Source organism: Pseudidiomarina salilacus (assembly GCF_047323925.1).
In the GTDB taxonomy this organism is placed as follows: Bacteria; Pseudomonadota; Gammaproteobacteria; order Enterobacterales; family Alteromonadaceae; genus Pseudidiomarina; species Pseudidiomarina salilacus.
In genome coordinates this window covers 1,415,486-1,437,931 of the sequence record NZ_CP178751.1, presented here as the reverse complement: position 1 = coordinate 1,437,931, position 22,446 = coordinate 1,415,486, and the positions used below count along the sequence as shown (strand labels likewise).

The window sequence follows — 22,446 nt, the reverse complement described above, 5'->3', positions numbered from 1 at the left end:
CGTATGACAACCAAGCAAAGATTTTCCGGCGTTGGGCGTGTTTATGGACACGCGCAGGCCGCGCAATTTAGTCAACATCATGTCGCCGTGGTCGGCCTTGGTGGGGTTGGCTCGTGGGCGGTGGAAGCGCTGGCGCGCTCGGGCATCGGTGGTCTCACCTTGATTGATCTTGATGACGTGTGCGTGACCAATATCAACCGTCAACTACCGGCCATGACCAGCACTGTTGGGCAATTGAAATCAGAAGTATTAGCGGCCCGCGTGCGCGATATTAATCCCGACTGTGAAGTGCGAGTGATTGATGATTTTCTGTCAGCCGAAAACCTGAATGAGTATTTAGATGAGCCGGTCACTGCGGTGCTCGATGCCATTGACAGCGTCAGCGTCAAAGCTGCACTGATTGCCTGGTGCAAACGGCGTAAACTGCCACTGGTTACTTGTGGCGGTGCGGGTGGTCAAGTCGACCCCAGCAAAGTAACGTCGGCAGATCTTGCTAAAGCGACGCAAGATCCGCTGTTAGCGAAAGTTCGCTCGATGCTGCGCCGCGATTACAACTTTTCCCGTAATCCAGCGCGTAGCTTTGGCATACGCGCGGTTTATTCTACCGAACAGTTGCGCTACCCGCAGAACGATGGCTCATGGACACACGCCAAACCTGGTGCCGGTAGTATGCGTATGGATTGTGCCACTGGTTTTGGCGCCGCAATGCCTGTCACTTGCACCTTTGCCATGCATGCCACCGCGCTGCTATTGGAGAAACTATGAAGCTGTTTATGTTTTACATTGGCGGTTCGGCACCGCATGCCAACATTGAAGTGCACGACGTGCGCTTTGTCGCTGGTGATTCGGTTGAAGCTTGCTATCCGGCGTTGCGCAAATATTGGTACGGCACGCTCAAGGGCTTGCACTTAGATAGCTACGTGCAGTTGCATCATGTTGATGGCTATCGCATCGAACTCAAACAAGAACCGAGTGCACAACCTGAGAAGTTATGGTTCGTGAACTTCGGTGGCTACTATCCAGGTCGCCTCGCTGAATTTCATGACTTTACCCTAGTAGTAGCGAAATCAGACGATGAAGCCAAGCGGGTCGGCTATCAACGCCTACTGACCGACAGTGTCGAGCAACACAAAGACGATCTTTACGACGTAGATAACTGCCTGAATGTCGACTTGCTCGAAGGCTGGCATGTGCATTTGGTCAAAGATGGTGAGCAACAAGCTTTGGTACCGGACTGGTCTGGCTACGAAGTCATTGCCTGAGCTTGAATTGCCGCAACCACAGCGCGCAAGCCGTTGCGGCGCGAGATACTGACCATATCTTGCAAGCCTAAAGTCGCCAACAGGGCATCTAGATCGAAGTCGCTCACTTGCGCCGGCGTTGCGCCATGCAGTGCCTGATAGATAAGCGAGAGCAAACCTTTTACCACTCGAGATGCCGAATCCAATTGCAATTCCAGCTCGTTGTGTTGCCAACTGCAAACCAGCCAGACTTGCGCTTCACAACCATGCACTTCGTTGGCAGGCACTCGTGAAGCCTCGGCAAATGCCGGTAATTTAGCCGCTTGCGCAATCACAAATTTAAGCCGCTGCGACTGTGCTTGTGCTTCGGTCTGCAAGGCCAAAAGATCAGATTCGTTTAATTTTCCGTACACCATACTATTCGACAAGTTTGCGCTAGCGCAGGTTGAAAGGTGCGCGAATAGTATCATTTTTGCTGCGAAAAATGTTAATCTTGAGCAGTCTACGAATGATCATGAATCCAATTGAAAATACAGGAACGACAACATGAAAGTATTAGTGGCGGTCAAACGCGTCATTGATTACAACGTGAAGGTGCGCGTGAAAGCGGACCAATCTGACGTTGACTTGGCCAATGTGAAAATGGCTTTGAACCCGTTCTGTGAAATCGCAGTCGAGGAAGCCGTACGACTTAAAGAAAAAGGCATCGCTGAAGAAGTGGTAGTGGTCTCTATCGGGCCACAAGCGGTGCAAGAGCAGTTGCGTACCGCCTTGGCGCTTGGCGCAGACCGCGCGATTCAAGTAGAAACCGATAGCATGCCTGATTCACTGGCCGTAGCGAAATTGCTCAAAGGTGTGGTGGAAAAAGAGCAGCCGCAGTTGGTGATTCTTGGTAAACAGTCGATTGACTCTGACAACAACCAAACGGGTCAAATGCTGGGTGCTCTCACTGGCATGCCACAAGGTACCTTCGCGTCCAAAGTTGATGTTGCTGATGGCAGCGTGAGCGTGACTCGTGAAGTTGATGGTGGCTTGCAAACCGTTAAATTGAGTCTGCCGGCAATCGTGACCACTGACTTGCGTTTGAACGAACCGCGTTACGCGTCACTACCGAACATCATGAAGGCGAAGCGTAAGCCACTTGATGTGACCAACCCAGAAGAATTAGGTGTGAGCGTTACCCGTACCGTGAAATTGCTGAAAGTTGAGCCGCCAGCAGAACGTAGTGCAGGCGTGAAAGTGGCTGACGTTGCGGAATTGGTCGATAAATTGAAGAACGAGGCAAAAGTATTATGAGCATTTTAGTCATTGCCGAACACGATAATAATGAACTGAACCCAGCAACGCTGAAAACCCTAGCCGCAGCGCAAGCGATTGGTGGTGACATTGATGTATTAGTGGCTGGTGAGAATTGCCAAGCAGTGGCAGACGAAGTTGCTAAAGTCGCAGCCGTGAACAAAGTTCGCCTAGCGGACAATGCTGCTTACGGTCACTTCCTGGCCGAGAACCTCGGCGAGTTGGTTGCTGAACTAGGTAAAGACTACGGTCATATCTTGGCGCCAGCGACCACCACCGGTAAGAACTTTATGCCGCGTGTTGCAGCCTTACTCGATGTTGCGCAGATTTCCGACATCCTGTCGGTTGAAAGTGCAGACACCTTTAAGCGTCCAATCTATGCGGGTAACGCAATTGCCACCGTACAGTCTGAAGACGCGATCAAGGTCATTACCGTGCGTGCCACTGCATTTGATGCGGTTGCAGCCGAAGGTGGAAGTGCGAGCGTTGAAACAGTCGACACCGTGATTAGCAACGATAAAGCTGAATTTGTTGGCGAAGAGCTGGCGCAATCAGAGCGTCCTGACCTGACGGCAGCAAGCGTTGTCATCTCAGGTGGCCGCGGTATGCAAAATGGCGAGAACTTCCATCTGCTAGAGAAGGTTGCTGACAAGCTTGGCGCCGCAGTGGGCGCATCTCGTGCTGCTGTTGACGCTGGCTTCGTACCGAACGACATGCAAGTAGGTCAAACCGGTAAAATTGTTGCCCCTGAACTGTACATCGCAGTTGGCATCAGCGGCGCAATTCAGCATTTGGCGGGTATGAAAGACTCGAAAGTCATCGTCGCTATCAACAAAGACGAAGAGGCACCAATCTTCCAAGTGGCTGACTACGGTTTAGTCGCTGATTTGTTTGACGTGCTGCCGGAGCTTGAGCAAACGCTGTAATCATTTCGTTTTTGAGTAAGACTTTAAAGCCCGCACTTTATGCGGGCTTTTTTAATCCAAAACCAACAAAAAAATAAAACGATAGCATGGTTGTTAAACCTGGAGGGTTAAACTATTTTGAATAAGTCGAAATCATCAGCGACCTATCAAATGGAGAACAACAACTATGAAAGTTTTAATTCCAGCGTTGCTAACGCTATTCCTAATAGCTCCTGCGAGCGCGCAACAACTACAAACCGTGACTTTTGAAGGGAGTGTTGAACAGAATAACGAACTACCTCCAGAACAGATCGGTGGACTTGCAACAATTTCGAATTTTGAATCCGTCGATCGTTTCATAGCAGTCGTCACCTATGATGAGACCAATATGCTGGCAGCTAATTATAGCGCAAACGAAAACTACAACGATACCTTTACCAGTGTTGAGTTTTACTTCCTCGATATTCAAGGTAATGAAATCCCGCAGACTTTTCCAACTCAGTTAATGGATGGGCCGAATGGCACATTAACAGGATCTTGGCATGCATTTGGCGGTCCTTTAACAGGTCAAGACACCAGTTCTGCAGCTACAAATTCAGATACCTACTTCACTAATGATAATCAAGAGAGCTTCACTTTTTGGCTAGATTTTTTAAACAATGGTAATCCTTTGTTCGAAGAATCGGCGGATGGCTATATTCGTTATGTAGAATATGCCGGGACTGCAAATCATACTGGGCTTTTCCGAGTTATTGATATAAACGGGGGTGATGATTTGAACTTTGTCGTTGACACAGTGTCGTATGTGCCAATCGACTCTGACGAAGATGGCATTGTAGATGCCGCTGATAGCTGCCCGTTTTCAATCATGGACGAGACAGTCAGTTTTGGTGGCTGGTATGAAACCGGCGTTACCAATTATGTTGATGAATCAGGCTGCACCATTATGGATCGCTACGCTGCTTGCCAGCCAGAAGAGCAGGAAGAAACTTCACGTTTCAGCCGCTTCCAACCACGCTATAGCGGTCCTAGCTACTGCGAGAAGCAAGTCTCCTATGGCTTAGTTGATGAAGGTATCATCGATTACACCGAAGCACGCATGTTGCGCGATGGTTTATATATGTCGTATCGCAGTCAACCGCGTTAAGTTTTACAGCGCAATGAACCAAAGCCCGCATTCGCGGGCTTTCTTATATGTAATTTGGCATATAGCTAAACACACATTTATTGGATACTTTTTGAGCATCATCTGTTTAGCAGGAACAGCTAGTTGTATCGGGTGGTTACTTGTGACTCGAAATCGAAATGGAGCAGATTATGAAAAAGGTAACAACAGCCGTAGCGTTATTGGCAGCTGCCGGATTCTCAATGTCGACTATTGCAGAAGAAATAACACTTACTTTAGAAGGTGATGTGGTAGAAGCCTCCTCGCTCGAAGGCTTTGATATCGTTCGTGCTCGTGCGGTGGTCGTTTATGACGACGAAGTAGAACCCGCCCTACGCGAGCCTTATGATATCGTCTTTTATTCAGGTCTCACGTCAATCGAATTCACTTTTTTTGATGCCGAAGGGCAAGAGATTGACATCGGCATGACCCCTATTTTCTTCGATGATCCCAGCTACCAACCAGAATGGGATAGAATGCGTTTTTTTGAGGGTTTCAGTGGTGACTACGGTGGTGAATTCGAACAGGTTGAAGAAGAACCCGTAATTGATACTGCCTGGTATAATGTCTATTTGGATGACCCAGAGTTTGGTGAGACCGAGATTTACGTTGATCTCTACACCGCCGAAGATTTTGCGAATGAAATTTATGGCTTACCTCAAGGTGCCGTGCTTTATGAAAATTTAGAGCAAGGCGTACCGACGCTCATTCCTCTCGAGCAACAGAACTATGACTTATTGAGCTTATTCTTGATATGGAATGACGACTATGACATCGAATTCGAAATTTTAGTAGATACGCTTATTTACAGTAATGGCGTTGACGATGCAGACGGTGATGGGGTCCCCGATGAGCTCGATAGTTGTCCTGCTTCGGCTACTGATGAAACCGTGATGTTCCGCAATTGGTATGACTCGAGTGTGACCAACTATGTGGACGAATCCGGCTGTACCATCATGGATCATTACGCTAAGTGCGAACCGGCAGAGCAGGAGGAAATTTCACGTTTCAGCCGCTTCCAACCGCGCTACAGCGGCCCTAGCTACTGCGAGAAGCAAGTCTCCTATGGCTTAGTTGATGAAGGTATCATCGATTACACCGAAGCACGCATGTTGCGTGACGCCTTGTACATGTCGTATCGCAGCCAGCCGCGTTAAGTTGATGTCGAACACATGCGAAGGTTTTAGCATGTAGTGATCGCAGTGATTTAGATTGGTATCTGATTTACAACGAGGCCTGATGTCAAATTCCCCAACGGCAGCAGGCCTCGTTTTTTAAACAAAAATCCACATATATATTACTCGTGCATGCTATATGCAAAATGATCAACGCCTCCTATCCTTGATCGAAACATCGAGAGGACACATACCATGAGAACTTTCAGTAAATCTTTAAGCGCGGTGCTTGTGCTCTTAAGCACACTCGCAGTTTCACTGCCAGCGGCAGCGCAATCTACTTATCAAGAAACAACCATCCAAGGTGAAATTACTTACGCAGTTCATCCTGATTTTGAAGCGTTTACGGGAGAGCTAGAGACGCCCTTAACATTTGTTGCACTTATCACCGAAGATATCACTAGCTTTAATTTGACCTCTAATGGTTCTGGTGGTTATTTAACATATGACACGACTACCGCCTATGAATTTTGGCTTTATGATAACGAAGGAACTGAGATTCTATATGATCGAGTGGATCTTCGAGACACAGATACGTCATTAACCGATCGCGTTGCAATCTACCACGATGCCGAAGCTAGTTATCCTGAATCTGCTATGTGGGGCATTATCGCGACGAAGACGGGTCGTACTGAGTACTCTTTAGGTCCAAACTTTTTTGGCAGCCGCGTAAGTCCACTGGGCCCGCAAAACTCGCCTTTGGTAGAATCCTATTTACCTTATCCGAAATTGGTAACGGGGCAAACTGTTTTTCCTTTTCAAGCGGTGGCACAGGAGCGATTTTCAGAACCAAACTTTCGCTTCGAAGGGACCGCAACTTATATCTCCTATGATGGTGTAGAAGTAGACTCAGATGGAGATGGTTTCGGCGACGGAGTTGATAGTTGCATTAACTCGTCCATGGATGAAACTGTCGTTTTTGGTGGCTGGTATGATTCAGGTGTTACCAATTACATGGATGATTCAGGTTGTAACATTATGGATGCTTACGCTGCTTGCCAACCGGCAGAGCAGGAAGAAACTTCACGTTTCAGCCGCTTCCAACCGCGCTACAGCGGCCCTAGCTACTGCGAGAAGCAAGTGTCGTATGAGCTAACCAGCGATGGTGTGATCGACTACACCGAAGCACGCATGTTGCGCGACGCCTTGTACATGTCGTATCGCAGCCAACCGCGTTAAGCTTTATCAAGCAATCAAAAAAGCCCGCATTCGCGGGCTTTTTTGTGCGAAATGCAACAATCAAACTACATATAACCTATTAAATTGCGGTAATTTTTCATGTTTTCCTTGTGTATTTGGAAATTGAGAATAAATTGTGAGCAGTAGCTGACCTCATCAATCAGCGCAAAGGTTCGCCCACTGCAAATGGGCGAGGGCTTTATTTTGGAGAACAAACAACAATGAATAAAAATTTGAAACGCATCTCGCAGGGAGCGCTTGGCTTCTTCGCGCTACTTGGTGCGACAACGCATGCGCAGATCATCAACGAAGTTGTGATTGAGGGTACCGTCGACAGTTTTAATAATTATTATTATCAGAATGCTGTACCAGAGGAATTACTGAGCGCTGCAACATTTCGTTTTGTGGTTGAGGAAGACACATCCGCGCCAGTCAGCTACGCTTATGAGAACATTAATGCCTTTGCGCATAAGCAATATCAAAACCCTTTACAAAGCATTTCTTATCAATTCTTTGATGTAGAAGGTAATGAAATTGCTGCTCTTTCATTCCTAGGATTTGAACTATCGCTTGAAAACATGAGTTTAAGTAATAGCTATTTTCAAGAATCTTTTAGCCAACAGTACCCTAGTTTTGCGCAATGGTGGGCAGAAGGAAGTGTAGGTGCCGATTGGGTTAATTTCGGTGGTTACATTCGAGATGAATTTTCTACAGAGGACTTTTTTACCACCTATGTACCTTACCCGTTATTGACCTCGAGAACTGCGTCAGCATCCTATTTCTTTGGCTGGTTTAGCTATTCCAGTTCGGAGCAGGGTTATCGTTACTTGGAATTTAATGGCACCGTAACCTCGGTTGCTGGAGGCGTTGCTGACGCTGATGGCGACGGCTTTGCCGACGACGTCGATGCCTGTTCAGTTTCGTTAATGGACGAAAGCGTCATGTTTGGTGGCTGGCTTGATTCTGGCGTCACTAACCATGTTGACGCGTCAGGTTGTACCGTGATGGATCATTACGCTGCTTGCCAACCGGCGGAACAAGAAGAAACTTCACGTTTCAGCCGCTTCCAACCACGCTATAGCGGCCCGAGCTACTGCGAGAAACAAGTCTCGTACGAGCTCAATGGTGATGGCGTGATTGATTACACTGAAGCACGTATGTTGCGCGACGCCTTGTACATGTCGTATCGCAGCCAGCCTAAATAATTGCTTGAATTATGTTTAAAGCCCGCATTTTGTCGCGGGCTTTTTTATGCGTATTGGAATATGCGGTTTGTGGAATTGTTTTAACTTACGAACCCTTTAAAATTGTGCAGAAATTAAACGATTAATTGATATTAAAAAACAAGGAAACCGACATGTCCCCAAAGCACCTAGCGACGCTCGGCGTCGTCTTAATCGCAAGCATTAGTGGCACTACTGCAGTCAATGCGCAAACTACCAGTGGCGAAACAAATGTAAAGGTAGAGGGATTTTTTACTGGTACCTATGCGAACAGCTCTTTGCCAAATGGCATTACCACAGAAATGCTGCCATTACCGTTCGAGCTCATTATTGAACAAGACCTTATTGCGCCGATGATTGTGGATACCTTCGGTACGGTTGATGAATATGACGGCGTTGAACACAGTCTTACCGTTCGAGTGTTTGACGACCAGGGCAACGTGCTGTTCGAAGCATCAAGAAACTCAACTGACCAAGAACCTTTTCTATTTAGGGTCGCGACAAGCCAGGCTTTACCTCAGGGGCCTGAAATAGCCGCGCGTGAAGGATTCTCCTCACAGATTCATGTACAGGACGAAGTGGGAATCCGTCGTTTGGACCTATTCTTAGGTGCAGTCTCTGAATTCTATTTCTGGGATGGCGGCCCGTTTTCTCAACAAGAAGAAGACGCGTTTGCGCAACCTGAACCCCTGTTTGCAAGCTACGGTGGTTTTCCAACTTTTCTCGTTGGTGACAACATTCAGCCAATTGATATATACATCGACGAAAGTACTGACCCATTTTTCGAAGGTAACCCTAACGAATTCCCACAAGAAAATCCTGACGATTATTCGGCGATCTTGTACGGTTACACCACTACCATCAGCGCACTCATTGAAGACATCGATGGTGACGGCATTCCAGACGAAGCTGATAGCTGTGTCGAATCGTTAACGGGTGCGACCGTTATCTTCCAAGACTGGTATGACTCAGAAGTCGAAAACTACGTCGATGAAAGCGGCTGTACCATCATGGATCGCTATGCTGCGTGTGAACCACAAGAGCAGGAGCAAACTTCACGCTTTAGTCGCTTCCAACCGCGCTACAGCGGGCCAAGCTACTGCGAGAAACAGGTATCGTATGGCTTAGTTGATGAGGGCATCATCGATTATGCCGAAGCACGCATGCTACGCGATGCACTGTACATGTCGTATCGCAACCAAGCACGGTAATACTTAGAGACCTATGTCGAAGCCTGCTCCGCGCGGGCTTTTTATTGAGGTTCTATAGAGATGTTATTGAGAGTGGCACGCGAACCTACATTTTTACTCGCGTATTGTTATATAGACTTATTCAAGTTTTACTCTAAATTTAAACCGTTAGTTGACAACAAAACCTAAAATTTTAAACAAGCGAAGAGCACTTATTATGCAAAACAAATTCAAATTAAGCGGTGCGGCTACGCTGTTAGCTTTGGCTTACAGCAGCGTTGCATTTGCAACTCCAGCAGAACCAGTTCCCAATCGAACGATTGTCATTAATGGATTCGCAATGTCAGGGCCTTTACTTGATGAACAGATGGAAAGCCCACTCGAATATCCAATGACAGTGCGCATTACTGAAGAACCAAATCCAGCCTACTTAGTCTATAGCGAACCTTCGTTTTATGCGTATCGCGGAGTAACTAAGGAGATTAGTATCGAGGTTAGAGATGATAGTGAACAACTGATGTTCGCCCAAACTCTCGTAAACGATCCTACTTTCTGCGAAAGCGCCGGCGGTGAGGCGGAGTTCGAGCAATTTAGCGATGGTGAGTTCGAGTCAACTTCTGAGTCAGCAACTTGGGGAGTCGTCAGCTGTGTTGAAGATTCATTTGCGGAATACACACAGTTTGTTTATCTCGAAAACAGTAATATGGTGTTCCTGGACTCTCAAGCGATAACCCCTTCGGTGATGCTCCCGACGCTGTTTGAGACATGGGAAAACTATCCAACCTTGCGAGCAGGTGAAACGGAATTATTCATGGTAGTGCAAGCGCTCGGCGGTGAAAATGTGCGTCTTAGCTCACAAAATGAGAGCAAGTCGACTCAAGTCGACGAAAATTTCGAATTCTTTTTTGCCTTTGGACGCGCAACCAGTATTAACTACGCAAGTGATGATGCTGACGGCGATGGCATCAGCGATGAAGTAGATTTGTGTAGTGCATCTATTACTGATGAAACGGTCATCTTTGGTGGCTGGCTCGACTCGGCTGTGACCAACTATGTTGATGCGAACGGCTGTACCATTATGGACCGCTACGCTCAGTGTACGCAGGAAGTTGAAGAGCAGCCAACACGCTTTAGTCGCTTTCAACCGCGCTACAGCGGGCCAAGCTACTGCGAGAAGCAAGTGTCCTATGGCTTAGTCGATGAAGGCATTATCGATTACACCGAAGCGCGCATGTTGCGCGATGCGTTGTACATGTCGTATCGCAGCCAATCACGGTAAGGTATCACTTCATACACTAGCTAAAGCCCGCTCGATTTGAGCGGGTTTATCATTCGGCATATGGACATTTTATCAAATTGGTCTAAGTTTTATTGATGGATCCCTACCAAGGGTTCAAAAAAGCGCCTGCAAAACGCTACTTAGTTTAAATAAAAGAGAATAAGATTATGAAAACAAAACTAAAACTTTTTGCATGTGCGCCTGTATTAGCTCTGGCGTGTAGTTCTACAGCATTGGCGATGCAATCGACCGCGGTTGAAAATCGCACGCTCGTGATTGAGGCGATCAGCCAACCGATGCTTGTTTCCGCACTTAATGAAGTCCCTTCAGATCAAGTAAGATTCACTATTCGCATCACGGAAGAGCCAAATCCAATGTTGTTAGCGGATTCTCAACCGGAATACAACTACGTAAAATTCTTGGGCGCGACTAAAGAAATTAGTATCGAAGTTCATGATGAAAGCGATCAATTGGTATTTGAACAAACGCAGCTAGATGCCGACGAATTTTGTGATGTCAGTGGAGGTGAGGCAGAGTTTCGCGCTGACGGTGGTGAGCAGGAATCCTTTGATATCGCCATTTGGGGAACTCGCAGCTGTCCCGAGGCCGCTGATGAGGAGTTTCGCCATGTGGTATTCCTAGATACACGACCATTGGTGATGCCGGCACAAATCGAGGAGCCGTCTCCTGTTTTGGCGCAACTTTTCGAAAGCTGGGATTATTATCCGACACTCAATACCGGAGAGATTGAGGTAAGTGTGATGTTCACTTCCTTCGGCAGAGGGCTTGTTCAAGTGTTGGATACGCAAACAGCAAAACAACAACAAACAGCGTTTGAAGAACTAACGCTAACTGGGCGCACGACCTTTATTAGCTACGAAGAGGGGGTAGACGATAGCGATGGCGATGGAATTGCTGATGACATCGACCTATGCAGTAGTTCGTTGATGGATGAAACCGTAATTTTTGGCGGTTGGCTTGACTCTACAGTTACCAACCACGTTGATGATTCAGGTTGCACCATTATGGACCGGTACGCTAAGTGTACGCCTGAAGAGCAAGAACAACCGTCGCGCTTCAGTCGTTTCCAACCGCGCTACAGCGGACCAAGCTATTGCGAGAAGCAGGTGTCCTATGGCTTAGTCGATGAAGGCATTATCGACTACACCGAAGCACGCATGTTGCGCGATGCGTTGTACATGTCGTATCGCAGTCAACCGCGGTAATTGAATTTACCAAGATTTAATTGACAGTTCCCAAATTTGTTTTATGTTCAATAGGATAAAAACATTTACAAAGTAAGGGGAACAGTATGCGCAAATTCACTCGCCGCGGTCTGCAAGCCGCGGCATTTTCATCTCTGTTAACGCTAATGGCTCCACTTTCGGCTGCGGAACAAACGCTCGAGATAAAAGGCGAGTTATTGTATTCCGGTCTTCCTGCCCTAAGTGAGTATCAAGGCCTGTTGGCGCAGCCGCTGCAGTTTACCGCGACTTTAGTTGAGGATGCTAGTCTCGCGCAAACAACACAGGGTTTTGGCATTGGTCTCGAATATGCAAATGCTATTCGTAGCATTCGCATGCAAGTCTTCGCGCCATCAGGCGAGCTTATTTATGACCGCGCAGTAAACTTTGATGCTGAAATCGCTACCGCAGAGCTGTTCTCCATCTTTTTGGATGGCGAAATCGTCGGCGGATTGGGTTTCCCAGAAGGCTCCACTTTATGGAGCATCGCGAATTTTGGTGAGTTTGAATACGTGCGTCGCGGCGTTAATTTGGGTGTTGATATTTTTGCTTACGGCGTGGGTGCGACCGGCGATGTAACCAGTGGTCTAGCATCGTTGTTCGATGCTAGCGAAGGGTATCCAACGCTGACCACAGGTAGTTACAACATCCCGTTTATCTATTTTGATGAATTCGAAGACTTTGTCGCCGATGTCGATAGTTTCGGCGCAGTACAAGGCTTTACAACAAACGTGCGCTATTTGAGCGCCGATGCGGACAACGACGGCATTGCTGATGATGTGGATAGCTGCCCGGCATCTGATACGCGCGACACTGTTGTCTTTGATTGGAATGATTCTGGTGTCACTAACTATAATTTCGCTGATGGCTGTACCTTGAGTGATAAGTTTGCAGCCTGTAACACTGCCGCAAATTGCACTATGAAGCTGATTAATGGCCTACAAAAAAGCGGTGATTTAACCATTGAAGAGGCTACGACGTTGCGCAATGCGTCACAAGTTGGCTATCACTCACGTCGTCCACAGTAAGCGATTTAACTCAGTTCGAGCGCGGTTTTCCGCGCTCGACTAGCCTGTCCGACCAGTTGTTACAATTTTCCTCACCAAGCACTTGCATATTTGTAACTCATCGGACATGATTGAGCCTATAACATCCTAATAGGATTAGGTGGCTAACATGAAAAGAAGAACAACTATGCTAAAAAAATTACCTCTCGCGACAGCTGTGGCGCTAGCCTTCGCCGGATCTGCTGGTGTTCATGCTGCAGAATTTGAAGTAGGCGATTTCCGCGTTAAGTTTGATTCTATTATTTCTTACGGTGCTGCATGGCGTCTGGAAGACCCAGATTTGCGCGTGCTGCATCCAGGTAACGCCGAAGGTGGTCTAGGTCAGTCGGGCGTAGCCGACGATGGTAACTTAAACTATGACAAAGGTGACATGGTGTCATCGGTTGTCAAAGGTGTGCACGATCTCAGCATCGATGGCGGTGATTTCGGTGCCTTCGTGCGTTTCAAATATTGGTACGATGATGTCATCAAGAACCAAGAAGTTGCGCATGGTCATGCAGCTACCAACTACACGCCAGATGTCACACTCTATAATGACGGCTTAGATGATTTCTCAACAGGTTCAGGTTTTGAACTGCTTGACGCTTTCGTCTATGGCTACTTTGACTTGGGCGATATGCCAGTCAACGTGCGTCTAGGCCGCCAAGTATTGAGCTGGGGTGAAAGTACCTTCATCTTCAACGGTGTCAATGCTGTCAACCCAATCGACGTAAACGCCATTCGTCGTCCTGGCGTAGAAATTAAAGAAGCTTTGTTGCCAGTAGGTATGCTGAACGTTAACCTAGGTTTGACCGACGCCACCAGCTTGGACTTGTTCTATCAGTACGAGTGGGATAACACTAAACTAGACGGTTGCGGTACCTTCTTCTCGACGGTCGACATTTTAGGCGGTCCAGGCTGTAACAAAGTTACGTTGAACCCACAGTTAGTCCCGGGCGACCCTTCAAGCAACTTGAGCGATGCAGAATCGATTCAGTTTGGTACTTACCTAGATCGTGCACCTAATATTGAGCCAGACGATGGCGGTCAATATGGTTTTGCACTACGTAACTACAACATGGATCTCGACGTAGAGTTCGGTCTCTACTACATGAATATCCATAACCAGACGCCAATTATCTCTGCTTACAACTGGAGACTGCAACCTAGTCCAGCTTTAAGCCACCCTGATGGTATTCCAATTGCGGGTCCTGACTATGTATTGCAGTATCCGGAAGATACCGAAATCATGGGTGCGAGCTTCAGTACTAACTTTGGCTTGTGGTCAGTCGGTGGCGAATATAGTTTCCGCCCTGATTCCCCAGTACAAATCAATACCACTGAAATCCTTACAGCAGGTCTACGTGCCGGCGTTCCGAGCACCTTCGGTGACCGCATTCGCGTAGATGGCGAGGGTAACTTCACTAACTTAGGCGAATTGCAAGAAGGTTACGATAAACTTGATGTCAGCCAGTTCCAGTTAACCGGTATTCGCTTCCTTGATAACGTGTTGGGCGCCAGTCGTTTGACCTTTATCGGTGAAGTAGCGATGAACAAAGTTCACTCGCTGCCAGGTCTTGATGAGCAACGTTATGGCCGTAACCCAGTTTATGGTAAGTGTCTAACTGTTGCCGACCAGCGCATGCTAGGCAATCCAAACCCAGCTGCCGACATCAACTGTGAAGGCTTCGTAACTGCGTCTTCATGGGGTTATCGCGCACGTTTCGTAGCAGACTACAATAACGTGTTTGCCGGTTGGAACATGACTCCAACACTGGCCATTGGTCATGATGTAAAGGGCTACTCGCCGAACAGCAACTTTATCGAAGGTCGTAAGACAGTCGGTTTGAGTGTTGATTTCAGCTACTTGTCAGCTTATAAAATTGGCGTTGGTTACAACATCAATACCGGTGGCGATTATGAGCCAGCATCTGACCGCGACTTCGCTGCGATTAGCTTCAGCTATAGCTTCTAAGTCACACCAAGTTCTAACAAAAACCCGCTTCGGCGGGTTTTTTTATGCGTTTCATCGAACAGCGCTTGCCAAAAAGGCTTGTAGCCCGTAGTTCTACTACGGGTAAGATCTGACTTTTCGTCTATGATGAGAATATTTGAGATGCCTCGCGGTAGAACTGCGGGCTACGGCTACATCGGAGTCCAGAATGAAAACGACTATTGGAATAATGCTGGCGCTTGCAAGCACAGGTGCCATTGCTAATGAAAACCCGCAACACAGCTTCCAACCAGAAGATGTGTTTCAACTAGAATACGCCAGTGCGCCGGCGATTCATCCTGAGGGTGGTTACACGGTCTTTGTGCGTAACTACATGGATATCATGACCGACCGCAAATACGGAACATTGTGGCGCGCCGACAATAAAGGCGAATTGCGGCCGTTGCTAGGTGGTGATGCCAATGATCATTCGCAAGTGTGGTCACCAGATGGCAGCAAACTAGCGTTCGTCTCGAACCGCAGCGGTAGCAATCAAATTCACTTGTACTGGACCGATACCAAAGATCACGCGCCAGTGACGCGCCTCACCGGCTCTCCAAGTAACTTAAGTTGGTCGCCAGATGGCAAGTGGATTGCGTTTACCATGTTCACGCCGAAGCCAAGTAAGGCTCCTGTCAGTTTGCCCGCAGCACCTGAAGGTGCAAAATGGGCTGAGGCACCGAAGTACATCGACAAAGACAATTATCGCTTCGATGGTGCTGGCTACCTGAAAGACGGCTACACCCAAATCTATGTGATGCCGGCAAATGGCGGGACGCCACGTCAAATTACCACTGGTGAATACAATCACGGCGGTAACCTTACTTGGGCTGGCGATAGCACCTCGATTATCTTTTCAGCCAACTTGCGCGATGACGCTTTCAATCAACCGCAAAACTCCGAGCTCTACAGCGTAGCGGTTGCCGACGGCGAAATCACGCAACTGACCGACCGTGTCGGCCCAGACACTGCACCGACAGTGAGCCCAGACGGTAAGAAACTCGCGTGGCTTGGCTACGACGATGAGAAAATGAGCCATCAGCTAACCAAACTGTATGTAATGGATCTCGATGGCGATGAACCACGCATGCTCACCAACGAACTCGATTACAGCGTCAGTGACGTGCAGTGGGCCGATGATAGCCGCGGTCTGTACTTTTCGTACGACCGCCATGGTAAAGGCCACATTGTTTATCAAAATCTAAACGGTAAACGCTCGGAGCTGACCGACGAAATGGGAGGTCTTAGTTACGGTCGTCCCTACAGTGGCGGCGATTTTGACGTGGTTGGTAACGGCCAGCTGGTGTACACCTTGGCCCATCCACACCGCCCAGCTGACTTAGTGCTGCGTAATGGCAATATGAAGCGGCAACTCACCCGTCTCAACGACGACCTGTTTGCGCACAAGCAACTCGGCAAAGTCGAAGAGATTTGGTACGAATCCAAGCACGGTGACTACGATATTCAAGGTTGGATTGTTTACCCACCAAACTTCGACCCGGCGCAAAAGTATCCACTGATTCTAGAAATTCACGGTGGCCCTCATACTGCCTATGCCAACACTTTCTCCGCTGAAGTACAGTTAATGGCAGCGGCCGGCAATGTGGTGCTCTATACCAACCCGCGCGGTAGTACGAGTTATGGCGAAGCCTTTGCGCAAGAAATCCATCACAACTATCCGAGTCAGGATTACGATGACCTGATGGATGGCGTCGATGCCGTGATCGAAAAAGGCTTTATCGACGAAGAGCGTCTGTATGTCACCGGCGGTAGTGGTGGCGGAGTGCTGACGGCGTGGATTGTTGGTCACACCGATCGCTTCCGTGCCGCCGTGGTGGCCAAGCCGGTCATCAATTGGTACAGCTTTGTACTCACCGCTGATTTCTACAACTACTTCACCCAATACTGGTTCCCTGGTTTACCTTGGGAGAACTTGGCGCATTACATGAAGTATTCACCCATCAGCTACGTCGGCAATGTAACCACACCCACGATGTTGCTCACCGGTGAAGCGGATTACCGGACGCCGATTTCTGAGTCAGAGCAGTATTATCAAGCGCTGAAATTGGCTGGCGTTGAGACTGCAATGGTGCGGGTACCTGATGCGCCGCATGGCATCTATAGCCGTCCGTCAAACCTCATTGGCAAGGTTGCGTACATCTTGCATTGGTTTGAGAAGCATGGTGAAAAAGCAGAATAGCGCCTGCTATTGCTGACGTTGCGGGCCAGCCTTATGGTTGGCTCGCACACTATCGAAATACAATCTGATGTGGTGTTTCAAGCGTTGCAACGGGCGTTTTTGTTGCGCACGGCGGTCACCAATCGCAAAAATATCGCTGGCGTGCTCGTGACTATTGTCAACCGTGTAAGGCAGCAAACCACGAACGTTGAGTCCGAGTTCATCTTGCCACTGTAAATCGACATCTACCGGCCGATAAAACGGCGGTCGTTTCGCTAACAATTTCTGAGCGCCGGCGGCACTGACAACGTGACCACACGCACCCATTGGCGGCTTACGGTAACGCACGTAGCCAAAGGAACCAATATCACCTAGTTGAATGGTTTTTTGTTTTTTGTAAGGCGCTGCAATTTTGATGAGATCCCATGCGTCGTCGAGTTTGGCAAGGGTTTTCGGTAAAAAACGGAAACTATCGGCGAGGACCACATCGTCTTCTAAAATAATCGCGTAATCGAGCTGTTGATCGAGCACTGCCTGCCAAGCTTTGAGGTGGGATAAATAGCAACCGATTTCACCACGCGTGAGTTGGTAATGGTAATTCGATTGTGCGCGCTTACGGTCGAAGACCTCGGTGACTTCCGCCTCACTCAGACTGTCACCATCGATTGCTTCAATGCGCTGAAAGGGCAAACCAATCGCATTCAAGCGATGTGACATGGTGCGCCAGCGATGCGCCGAACGCGGTAAATTAATGACAAAAATAGCCCATTTTGCAGCTTGGCCCATGTCGCTTTCCCTCTGATGCATACCATAACGTGAGGCGTTATTGTACGACTGCAACGTCAGGGAGAATGGGCCTTTGCACTACTTTTTCATTGTTTAGGTGGAACTTCTTTAGCGGCGCGTTTACGGCGATAGGCCATCTCATAAAGCTTGGCTTCAGTCAGGAAAAAATGAAACGCATCGATGTTGGCCTTAATGAAGCCTCGCCAACCCGACCAAATCATCTGCCGACCAAGATAGAACTTCAGAAACATCAATGGAAAAATCAGCAATAAGCGCGGCAAACTACAGGGCCGACCCTGTTGTTCGCGCTGCTCAGCCTTGAGTAACGAGTACTTGTTGAGCTTGTCCATATAGCCATGCGCACTGTCATAGCCGTAATGCTTCAAATAAATGGGTAAGTACGCGAGTGGCGGCTCCACCTCGATATGCTCATGTACCAGCACGTCGGTATTCATGTGGCATTTATCTTTGCGATAGACACGACGGTATTTGTGGTGGCGCGCCTTGCGTAAGCTATGGCCCATAAAAATATCATCGTGGTGAATCCAAATACCATTAATATCGCCCACCGCAATGCGTTCACGGATCATTTGCAAGCCACCCTCAGGCAGCACTTCATCACCATCCAGATTCAAAATCCAGTTATGAGTGCATTGCGTGATGCCAAACTCTTTTTGCTTGGCGTAGCCCGGCCAGTCATTGTGGACAATCCGCGCGCCATGCCGTTGAGCGATCTCTAAGGTTGCATCGGTCGAACCCGAGTCGATGATGACAATCTCCTCGACGCCGCGCACACTTTCGAGCACTTCGTCGAGATGCGCCGCTTCATTTAATGTGATGACGAACACACTCATTGGCGGAAAGTCGCTTTTTGCTGACATGGCGAGCCTCAGGTTGCTAACATAAGTGGCCTAATGATAACGCAAAATACGCAGAAAGAGAGAATAGGGGAGCGGCAAGTGACAGAAAAAACCTGGACGGATTTACTCGCAGACGAAAAGCAGCAACCGTATTTTCAAGAGTTACTTGCACGGGTTCAGCACGAACGCGAGCAAGGCAAGGCAATTTACCCGCCACGAGAACAAGTCTTCCGGGCTTTTAAACTGACCCCATTGAACACTTTGAAGGTCGTCATCTTAGGCCAAGACCCTTACCACGGCCCCGGCCAAGCGCATGGCTTATGCTTTTCAGTGCCGCCGGGCGTGCCCGCACCACCGTCGTTGAAGAATATCTTCAAGGCGCTACAGCACGATTATCCTGACTATCAGCCGCCGCAACATGGCGATTTGACGGCGTGGGCCGAACAAGGCGTGCTGTTATTGAATACTGTATTAACTGTTGAGCAAGGCCAAGCGGGCTCGCATGCAAAATGGGGCTGGGAGCGCTTCACCGATCATGTCATTGCGCAAATCAACGCGCATTGCGAAGGAATTGTATTTCTCTTGTGGGGAGCGCACGCGCAAAAGAAAGGAGCGCTTATCGACCGACAGCGCCATCATGTGCTCACGGCAGTGCATCCGTCGCCATTATCTGCGCACCGCGGGTTTTTGACCTGCGGTCATTTCAAGCGCACCAACGACCTGCTGGCGCAGCAAGGCAAGCCCGCTATTCGCTATTCGTGATTCGTACGCTGCGCTGTTCGTCCGTGCTTCGCACTGTTCGGCGAGCCCCGAACAGTGAACGCAGTGAACGCACGAACCACGAACAGTGAGGCGCAGCCGAACGGACGAATAACGGTCTTTTAGAAATCGAGTTCGTCGAGTTCGAGATCGTCTTCGCAGCCCATCGCCGCCAATTCATCTCGCAACCGATATTTCTCTTTTAGCGCTTCAATTTCCCGCCACTTACGCTTGCTCGCGCGTGACTTGTTCTGTTTTGCTTCAACACCGTTTAGCTCTTCTGAATGACCCATGGGATCCTCCTAGCTTATAGTTGTTATTTTAGGCATAGCGCAACAGATAAATAACACTTGCTGAATAAAAACACAAGCCCGCTATTCGTGATTCGTACGCTGCGCTGTTCGGTGTTCGTCCGCGCTTCGCACTGTTCGGAGAGCCTCGAACAGCGAACGCAGTGAGCGCACGAACCACGAACAGTGAGGCGCAGCCGAACGGACGAGTAACTATTCGTGATTCGTGCGCTGCGCTGTTCGTCCGTGCTGCGCACTGTTCGAAGAGCCCCGAACAGCGAACGCAGTGAGCCCGCGAACAGTAAGGCACAGCCGAACGTACGAAACACGAACAGCGAGCTCTTGTTGCGAGACACGCAAGAAGGGCGTATAATCCGCGGCCACAAAATTGTTCTTTCACAGCACAGGTAAATTGGTATGCATCCCATGTTAAACATCGCGGTGCGCGCTGCGCGTGCGGCCGGTAAAATTTTAACGAAGAACTTCGGCGTCGAAGCTGATTTTAAAGTTCAGGCGAAAAGCCAGAACGACTTTGTCAGTGATATCGACAAAGCTGCAGAGCAAGCAATCGTTAACACGATTCTGAAAACCTTCCCAGATCACAGTATTTTGGCGGAAGAGGCTGGCAGCATCGAAGGCAAAACTCCGGAGCATCAATGGATCATCGACCCACTCGATGGCACCACCAATTACCTGCGCGGTATCCCTCATTTTGCTATTGCTATTGCTTACCTTCACAAAGGCACGGTGCAGGCTGCGGTCGTTTACGATCCGCTGCGCGAAGAGCTGTTCTCAGCCAGCAAAGGCACCGGCGCTCAGTTAAACGGTAAACGTTTGCGCGTTGGCGCGAAACGTGACCTCAACGGCGCGTTATTAGGCACTGGCTTCCCATTCAAGCGTAAAGATTTGACCAAAGAGTACCAAGCGATCTTTGGCGCATTATTTGAGCACACGGCGGACATGCGTCGTTGTGGTTCAGCTGCGCTGGATTTAGCTTACGTGGCAGCCGGTCGTATCGATGCGTTCTGGGAATTTGGCTTAGAGAAGTGGGACATTGCTGCAGGCAGCTTGATTGTGCGTGAAGCGGGCGGTTTGATGACCGACTTCGCCGGTGGTCATGACTTTATGCAAAGCGGCCATACCGTTGCGGGTAGCCCGAAAGTCGTGCAGCACTTACTGACTAAAGCACGTCCGCACTTACCTGAAAGTATGAAGTAATCATTATGCTCGACAATATTCGCATCGTACTCGTCAACACCTCGCACACCGGCAATATCGGCTCGGTGGCGCGAGCTATGAAAACCATGGGGTTGTCGCAGCTAACTTTGGTGGATCCTGTGCAAGCTCCCGACAGTCATGCTTCGGCGTTGGCTGCGGGTGCCACCGATGTTCTGCATCATGCCAATATTGTCAGCAGCTTGAGTGAAGCGATCAGTGATTGCGGCATGGTCATAGGTACCAGTGCCCGCAATCGCACGCTCGATTGGCCCTTGCTTGGGCCACGCGAAGCTGCCAGTCAGCTACTCGCCGAAAGTGCGCATTACCAGGTTGCCTTGGTATTTGGGCGCGAAAGCAGCGGCTTGACCAACGAAGAGCTGCAGCAGTGTACACATCACGTACACATTCCCTCCAATCCAGATTACAGCTCGCTGAATCTGGCCATGGCGGTGCAAACCCTCGCCTATGAGCTACGCATGCAATGGCTGGAAGCCGATGAACAACCTGTAGTTGCTGCAAGTGAGTATCCACTTACCGAAGATCTCGAACGTTTTTACGTACACCTCGAGCAAACGCTGACCGACACTGGTTTCATTATTCACAATCACCCAGGGCAGGTGATGGCGAAGCTGCGTCGACTGTTTACCCGAGCGCGGCCAGAAGTGAATGAGCTCAATATTCTGCGCGGCATCCTCGCCTCAATCGACAAACAAACCCGGGGTTCGTGATTCGTACGCTTCGCTGCTCGTCCGTGCTGCGCACTGTTCGGAGAGCCCAAAACAGCGAACGCAGAGAGCGCGCGAACAGCGAGGCGAAGCCGAGCGTACGAAACCCGAATATCGAGTCTTTAGAATACTTGACTAAAATAGTCGGGAATGCGAAAATTACGGCACAAACATAGAGGAGACAAAGCAATGCGCTTAACCTCAAAAGGCCGATATGCCGTAACCGCAATGCTTGACGTTGCGTTACACACAGAACATGGACCTGTGCCGTTAGCTGATATCTCGGAACGGCAGGGGATTTCGCTTAGTTATCTTGAACAATTATTTGCGCGCTTACGTAAGCATGGCTTAGTAAGTAGTGTGCGTGGGCCAGGCGGTGGTTATCTGCTCGGCTATACGCCACAAGAAATATCTATTAGCGCAGTGATTCAAGCGGTCGATGAGACTATCGACGCAACCAAATGCGGTGGTAAAGGCGGATGCCAAGGTGGCAGTCGCTGTTTAACGCACAACCTTTGGTCAAGTCTGAGCGACCGTATCGAAGATTTCTTAGCCGGTATTAGTTTGGCGGAGTTAGTGAAACAGCGTGACATCACTGAAGTTGCGCAACGCCAAAATGCCAAAGTCGCGGAACAAAAGAAACGCGAGCAACAAATTGCACTGAATTGTCAGTTATAAGCTGTCTGACACTAA

At 48.8% G+C, this 22,446-nt stretch carries 22 protein-coding genes; 18 read left to right on the top strand and 4 right to left on the bottom strand.

Going from position 1 to position 22,446, the window contains the following annotated elements; translation table 11 throughout:
- Positions 1-3: 3 nt before the first annotated feature.
- Complete coding sequence (gene tcdA / locus ACJ8W9_RS06865) at positions 4-765, top strand: tRNA cyclic N6-threonylcarbamoyladenosine(37) synthase TcdA (protein ID WP_411359133.1); 762 nt, start codon at positions 4-6, stop codon at positions 763-765.
- Entirely contained in the window at positions 762-1,262 is a 501-nt protein-coding gene (locus ACJ8W9_RS06860) for a DUF1543 domain-containing protein (RefSeq protein ID WP_411360737.1), read from the top strand. The genes tcdA and ACJ8W9_RS06860 overlap by 4 nt, the downstream gene beginning before the upstream one ends.
- On the opposite strand, the gene ACJ8W9_RS06855 is transcribed toward ACJ8W9_RS06860, so the two are convergent.
- Complete coding sequence (locus tag ACJ8W9_RS06855; protein WP_411360736.1) at positions 1,244-1,657, bottom strand: SufE family protein; 414 nt, start codon at positions 1,655-1,657, stop codon at positions 1,244-1,246. The genes ACJ8W9_RS06860 and ACJ8W9_RS06855 overlap by 19 nt on opposite strands.
- A 130-nt stretch (positions 1,658-1,787) precedes the next feature.
- On the opposite strand from ACJ8W9_RS06855, the gene ACJ8W9_RS06850 reads away from it, so the two are divergent.
- The 12 genes from ACJ8W9_RS06850 (at position 1,788) to ACJ8W9_RS06795 (ending at position 17,136) form a co-directional block, all read left to right on the top strand.
- Complete coding sequence (locus ACJ8W9_RS06850; RefSeq protein WP_034731526.1) at positions 1,788-2,537, top strand: electron transfer flavoprotein subunit beta/FixA family protein; 750 nt, start codon at positions 1,788-1,790, stop codon at positions 2,535-2,537.
- Positions 2,534-3,463, top strand: a complete 930-nt coding sequence (locus ACJ8W9_RS06845; protein ID WP_411360735.1) for an electron transfer flavoprotein subunit alpha/FixB family protein — start codon at positions 2,534-2,536, stop codon at positions 3,461-3,463. The genes ACJ8W9_RS06850 and ACJ8W9_RS06845 overlap by 4 nt, the downstream gene beginning before the upstream one ends.
- 166 nt (positions 3,464-3,629) lie before the next feature.
- On the top strand, positions 3,630-4,589 hold the full coding sequence (locus ACJ8W9_RS06840; RefSeq protein WP_411359129.1) for a hypothetical protein: 960 nt from the start codon (positions 3,630-3,632) through the stop codon (positions 4,587-4,589).
- A 170-nt stretch (positions 4,590-4,759) separates the two neighbouring features.
- Positions 4,760-5,764: a hypothetical protein gene (locus ACJ8W9_RS06835; RefSeq protein ID WP_411360734.1), complete on the top strand. Its 1,005-nt coding sequence runs from the start codon at positions 4,760-4,762 to the stop codon at positions 5,762-5,764.
- A 213-nt stretch (positions 5,765-5,977) separates the two neighbouring features.
- Positions 5,978-6,961 (top strand): hypothetical protein, encoded by a 984-nt coding sequence (locus tag ACJ8W9_RS06830; RefSeq protein WP_411359127.1) that lies wholly within the window; start codon positions 5,978-5,980, stop codon positions 6,959-6,961.
- 221 nt (positions 6,962-7,182) lie between these two features.
- Positions 7,183-8,166 carry a hypothetical protein gene (locus ACJ8W9_RS06825; RefSeq protein WP_411360733.1) on the top strand — a complete coding sequence of 328 codons (984 nt, stop codon included), beginning with the start codon at positions 7,183-7,185 and terminating at the stop codon, positions 8,164-8,166.
- A 152-nt stretch (positions 8,167-8,318) separates the two neighbouring features.
- The gene (locus ACJ8W9_RS06820) at positions 8,319-9,395 is read left to right on the top strand and encodes a hypothetical protein (RefSeq protein ID WP_411359125.1); all 1,077 of its coding nucleotides are present in this window, start codon (positions 8,319-8,321) and stop codon (positions 9,393-9,395) included.
- Positions 9,396-9,591: 196 nt separating this feature from the next.
- Entirely contained in the window at positions 9,592-10,653 is a 1,062-nt protein-coding gene (locus ACJ8W9_RS06815) for a hypothetical protein (protein ID WP_411359124.1), read from the top strand.
- Positions 10,654-10,820: 167 nt separating this feature from the next.
- On the top strand, positions 10,821-11,879 hold the full coding sequence (locus ACJ8W9_RS06810) for a hypothetical protein (protein ID WP_411360732.1): 1,059 nt from the start codon (positions 10,821-10,823) through the stop codon (positions 11,877-11,879).
- A gap of 86 nt (positions 11,880-11,965) precedes the next feature.
- Complete coding sequence (locus ACJ8W9_RS06805; RefSeq protein WP_411359122.1) at positions 11,966-12,925, top strand: hypothetical protein; 960 nt, start codon at positions 11,966-11,968, stop codon at positions 12,923-12,925.
- A 166-nt stretch (positions 12,926-13,091) separates the two neighbouring features.
- Positions 13,092-14,918, top strand: a complete 1,827-nt coding sequence (locus ACJ8W9_RS06800; protein WP_411359121.1) for a DUF1302 domain-containing protein — start codon at positions 13,092-13,094, stop codon at positions 14,916-14,918.
- A gap of 187 nt (positions 14,919-15,105) precedes the next feature.
- A complete protein-coding gene (locus tag ACJ8W9_RS06795; RefSeq protein WP_411360731.1) occupies positions 15,106-17,136 on the top strand; it encodes a S9 family peptidase in 2,031 nt (676 codons plus the stop codon).
- A 6-nt stretch (positions 17,137-17,142) separates the two neighbouring features.
- Here ACJ8W9_RS06795 and ACJ8W9_RS06790 read toward each other — a convergent pair whose 3' ends face one another.
- Complete coding sequence (locus ACJ8W9_RS06790) at positions 17,143-17,901, bottom strand: glycosyltransferase family 25 protein (RefSeq protein ID WP_411360730.1); 759 nt, start codon at positions 17,899-17,901, stop codon at positions 17,143-17,145.
- Positions 17,902-17,987: 86 nt separating this feature from the next.
- A complete protein-coding gene (locus ACJ8W9_RS06785) occupies positions 17,988-18,782 on the bottom strand; it encodes a glycosyltransferase family 2 protein (protein ID WP_411359118.1) in 795 nt (264 codons plus the stop codon).
- A 78-nt stretch (positions 18,783-18,860) separates the two neighbouring features.
- Between ACJ8W9_RS06785 and ung the strand changes: the two genes are divergently transcribed.
- The gene (gene ung / locus ACJ8W9_RS06780; RefSeq protein WP_411359117.1) at positions 18,861-19,523 is read left to right on the top strand and encodes a uracil-DNA glycosylase; all 663 of its coding nucleotides are present in this window, start codon (positions 18,861-18,863) and stop codon (positions 19,521-19,523) included.
- A 119-nt stretch (positions 19,524-19,642) separates the two neighbouring features.
- Here the strand turns inward: ung and ACJ8W9_RS06775 are convergent, their stop codons facing one another.
- Complete coding sequence (locus tag ACJ8W9_RS06775) at positions 19,643-19,813, bottom strand: DUF3545 family protein (RefSeq protein WP_411359116.1); 171 nt, start codon at positions 19,811-19,813, stop codon at positions 19,643-19,645.
- A 414-nt stretch (positions 19,814-20,227) separates the two neighbouring features.
- Here ACJ8W9_RS06775 and suhB point away from each other — a divergent pair, with 414 nt between their 5' ends.
- From suhB to iscR, 3 genes are all read left to right on the top strand, one after another.
- The gene (suhB, locus tag ACJ8W9_RS06770) at positions 20,228-21,028 is read left to right on the top strand and encodes an inositol-1-monophosphatase (RefSeq protein WP_411359115.1); all 801 of its coding nucleotides are present in this window, start codon (positions 20,228-20,230) and stop codon (positions 21,026-21,028) included.
- Between the two features lie 5 nt (positions 21,029-21,033).
- A complete protein-coding gene (gene trmJ, locus ACJ8W9_RS06765) occupies positions 21,034-21,756 on the top strand; it encodes a tRNA (cytosine(32)/uridine(32)-2'-O)-methyltransferase TrmJ (protein WP_411360729.1) in 723 nt (240 codons plus the stop codon).
- Positions 21,757-21,942: 186 nt separating this feature from the next.
- Positions 21,943-22,431 (top strand): Fe-S cluster assembly transcriptional regulator IscR, encoded by a 489-nt coding sequence (iscR, locus tag ACJ8W9_RS06760; RefSeq protein WP_411359113.1) that lies wholly within the window; start codon positions 21,943-21,945, stop codon positions 22,429-22,431.
- Positions 22,432-22,446 lie beyond the last annotated feature (15 nt).

Coding starts and splice junctions, on each gene's coding strand:
- tcdA (WP_411359133.1), top strand. CDS start 4: ATGACAACCAAGCAAAGATTTTCCGGCGTTGGGCGTGTTTATGGACAC.
- ACJ8W9_RS06860 (WP_411360737.1), top strand. CDS start 762: ATGAAGCTGTTTATGTTTTACATTGGCGGTTCGGCACCGCATGCCAAC.
- ACJ8W9_RS06855 (WP_411360736.1), bottom strand. CDS start 1,657: ATGGTGTACGGAAAATTAAACGAATCTGATCTTTTGGCCTTGCAGACC.
- ACJ8W9_RS06850 (WP_034731526.1), top strand. CDS start 1,788: ATGAAAGTATTAGTGGCGGTCAAACGCGTCATTGATTACAACGTGAAG.
- ACJ8W9_RS06845 (WP_411360735.1), top strand. CDS start 2,534: ATGAGCATTTTAGTCATTGCCGAACACGATAATAATGAACTGAACCCA.
- ACJ8W9_RS06840 (WP_411359129.1), top strand. CDS start 3,630: ATGAAAGTTTTAATTCCAGCGTTGCTAACGCTATTCCTAATAGCTCCT.
- ACJ8W9_RS06835 (WP_411360734.1), top strand. CDS start 4,760: ATGAAAAAGGTAACAACAGCCGTAGCGTTATTGGCAGCTGCCGGATTC.
- ACJ8W9_RS06830 (WP_411359127.1), top strand. CDS start 5,978: ATGAGAACTTTCAGTAAATCTTTAAGCGCGGTGCTTGTGCTCTTAAGC.
- ACJ8W9_RS06825 (WP_411360733.1), top strand. CDS start 7,183: ATGAATAAAAATTTGAAACGCATCTCGCAGGGAGCGCTTGGCTTCTTC.
- ACJ8W9_RS06820 (WP_411359125.1), top strand. CDS start 8,319: ATGTCCCCAAAGCACCTAGCGACGCTCGGCGTCGTCTTAATCGCAAGC.
- ACJ8W9_RS06815 (WP_411359124.1), top strand. CDS start 9,592: ATGCAAAACAAATTCAAATTAAGCGGTGCGGCTACGCTGTTAGCTTTG.
- ACJ8W9_RS06810 (WP_411360732.1), top strand. CDS start 10,821: ATGAAAACAAAACTAAAACTTTTTGCATGTGCGCCTGTATTAGCTCTG.
- ACJ8W9_RS06805 (WP_411359122.1), top strand. CDS start 11,966: ATGCGCAAATTCACTCGCCGCGGTCTGCAAGCCGCGGCATTTTCATCT.
- ACJ8W9_RS06800 (WP_411359121.1), top strand. CDS start 13,092: ATGCTAAAAAAATTACCTCTCGCGACAGCTGTGGCGCTAGCCTTCGCC.
- ACJ8W9_RS06795 (WP_411360731.1), top strand. CDS start 15,106: ATGAAAACGACTATTGGAATAATGCTGGCGCTTGCAAGCACAGGTGCC.
- ACJ8W9_RS06790 (WP_411360730.1), bottom strand. CDS start 17,901: ATGGGCCAAGCTGCAAAATGGGCTATTTTTGTCATTAATTTACCGCGT.
- ACJ8W9_RS06785 (WP_411359118.1), bottom strand. CDS start 18,782: ATGTCAGCAAAAAGCGACTTTCCGCCAATGAGTGTGTTCGTCATCACA.
- ACJ8W9_RS06775 (WP_411359116.1), bottom strand. CDS start 19,813: ATGGGTCATTCAGAAGAGCTAAACGGTGTTGAAGCAAAACAGAACAAG.
- suhB (WP_411359115.1), top strand. CDS start 20,228: ATGCATCCCATGTTAAACATCGCGGTGCGCGCTGCGCGTGCGGCCGGT.
- trmJ (WP_411360729.1), top strand. CDS start 21,034: ATGCTCGACAATATTCGCATCGTACTCGTCAACACCTCGCACACCGGC.
- iscR (WP_411359113.1), top strand. CDS start 21,943: ATGCGCTTAACCTCAAAAGGCCGATATGCCGTAACCGCAATGCTTGAC.